Origin of the sequence: Limnohabitans sp. (genome assembly GCF_040401495.1) — a bacterium.
Lineage (GTDB): Bacteria > Pseudomonadota > Gammaproteobacteria > Burkholderiales > Burkholderiaceae_C > Limnohabitans.
Window position 1 is genome coordinate 1 of the sequence record NZ_JBBAOI010000060.1, and the last position, 1,480, is coordinate 1,480.

The following is a 1,480-nucleotide window of genomic DNA, read 5'->3' on the forward strand; positions in this document are numbered from 1 at the left end:
TTACCAGTTACTCTGACGTAGATAGTTTTTTAAGCGCCGATTGATTTTTATAGTTGGCGGTCTCAAGTTTGAAGTGCAACACGCGCCCTCTGAATTTCATTATAGAACACTTCCTCGGGTGTTTTAAACCCTAGGCATGCACGCGGCCTTTTATTTAGGCTTTGGGCTATTTTTTCAAGGTCGCTACGTGAGTAGATGCTCAGATCAATGCCCTTGGGCAGATATTGGCGTACGAGGCCATTGGTGTTCTCGTTTGTCGGACGCTGCCAAGGGCTGTGCGGGTCACAGAAATAGACTTTTATTTTCGCATTCTTGCTAAGTTCGGCATGGCGCGCCATTTCCTTGCCTTGGTCGTAGGCAAGGCTTCTCCTTAGTTCCTGGGGTACGCGATTTAGCGCCCGCTGAAAGCCACCCAGTGCGGCGTCCGCCCCGCAGTCCTTCATTTTGACCAGAACTGTGAAACGGCTCTTGCGCTCCACCAGCGTCCCGATCGCGCTGGCGTTGCCTGCGCCCTTGATCAGGTCTCCTTCCCAATCGCCGAAGAGTTCGCGGGTCAGAACCGAGGCGGGACGTTCGTGGATGGAGGTCATGCCAACGAGGCCGCCGCGCCGGTCCTTGCCTTGTCCGCGGGGGCGGCGCAACTTCTTGCCCTGACGCAAGAAACCGATGAGTTCACGGCGAATTTCACCGCGTGGCAGCACGTAGATCATCTGGTAAATCGTCTCATGCGAGACACTGCCAAAGGCTTCCTGCATGTCAGCCAGAGTGCCAGATATCTGTTGGGGCGACCAGCCCTTGCGAATATGCGCGACCACATGCGCGCGAAGAAGCGATCCCTCGCGCAACTTGACGAGGCCGCGACGTCGACGCCTGCGCGCCGCTCTACCGGCGCCAATCGCCTCATAGCGGTCCGGATCGGCGCGGTTGCGAGCCACTTCCCGGCTGATCGCAGAGGCCGATCGACCAAGTGCCGCAGCTATCGACCGATAACTTCGACCGATGCTCACTTGTTGCTGAATGGTATCCCGCTCGAAAGCGTCAATGTGTTTGAAAGACTGTCTCATGGAAACACCCATTATCCCGCTGGGTGTTGCACTTCAAACTTGAGACCGCCATGTTTTTGATGGAATTAAAATCACCGCCTCAGCAAATGATTTCAACAGTGAACTTGGGGCAGGTGGCTTGGTGTTAGTCAAGTCAAACTCCATTTCGATGGAGCGAGAAGATCTATTTCTTTCGAAAAAAGAAGTGCGGGTAAGGTATGAATTTCGCAACGTCACCTCATCTCCAGTAACAACCCGCGTGGCGTTTCCAATGCCCGAAATGCCACATATGTCTGGTGGCGGCCCAACAACAAGTGCTGGTGAATATAATATAGCCTTCCCATTTCCTGTAACCGATCCAAATTTTCTTAATTTTAAAGTGTGGGTAAATAAACAAGCAATTAAGCCCGAATTAGAAATCCGCGCCTTATTGCCTG

2 protein-coding genes are annotated in these 1,480 nt (G+C 53.0%); one reads left to right on the forward strand and one right to left on the reverse strand.

Going from position 1 to position 1,480, the window contains the following annotated elements; translation table 11 throughout:
* Positions 1-62 precede the first annotated feature (62 nt).
* The gene (locus AC9UEO_RS13625; protein ID WP_509534613.1) at positions 63-1,064 is read right to left on the reverse strand and encodes an IS30 family transposase; all 1,002 of its coding nucleotides are present in this window, start codon (positions 1,062-1,064) and stop codon (positions 63-65) included.
* 121 nt (positions 1,065-1,185) lie between these two features.
* On the opposite strand from AC9UEO_RS13625, the gene AC9UEO_RS13630 reads away from it, so the two are divergent.
* Positions 1,186-1,480: DUF4424 family protein (locus AC9UEO_RS13630; protein WP_509534615.1), on the forward strand; the 295-nt coding region annotated here is incomplete at its 3' end.